This is a genomic window from Terrisporobacter mayombei, from assembly GCF_020748465.1.
GTDB lineage: Bacteria > Bacillota > Clostridia > Peptostreptococcales > Peptostreptococcaceae > Terrisporobacter > Terrisporobacter mayombei.
Genome location: NZ_JAHZMP010000147.1, coordinates 1 through 490, shown reverse-complemented (window position 1 = coordinate 490; position 490 = coordinate 1). Strand labels below are relative to the sequence as shown.

Below are 490 nucleotides of genomic sequence, written 5' to 3'. Positions count from 1 at the left end.
TCGATATTATAGAAGAAATATTGAATAAGAAAATAACTATGATTGAAATTGAAAAAGAAGAGGAAATTTATGATGCTATAGAAAAGTACAGAAAGAAAGGTATAAACACGTATATAGGAGACACCACTGTTGCACATATTGTTAAGAGACTTAATTGCAAGGGAATATTAATCGAATCTAGAGAAGAAAACATACTTAGAGCCATTCAACAAGCAGAGCAAATACTCGAAGCAACCAAGGATGAACAAAAAAGAAGATTACAGATAGAAGCTATGACAGATTTTGTACATGATGGAATAATAACAGTTGATAAAAATTTTAAAATAACATTATTTAATAAGAGTGCCGAAAAAATATTTGGTATAAAAAAAGAAAATGCACTTTATCATAATGTTATAGACGTTATTCCAAACACAGTTCTTCCACAAGTGGTTGAAACTATGGAACCTCAAATTGGTGAAATACAAAATATAGGAAGTACAAAAATTAT

General features: G+C 28.6%; 1 protein-coding gene. It reads left to right on the top strand.

Features of this window, described 5'->3' with window-relative positions:
• A partial coding sequence (locus K0039_RS20810; RefSeq protein ID WP_306665656.1) for a PrpR N-terminal domain-containing protein occupies positions 1 to 490 on the top strand: 490 nt, incomplete at both ends.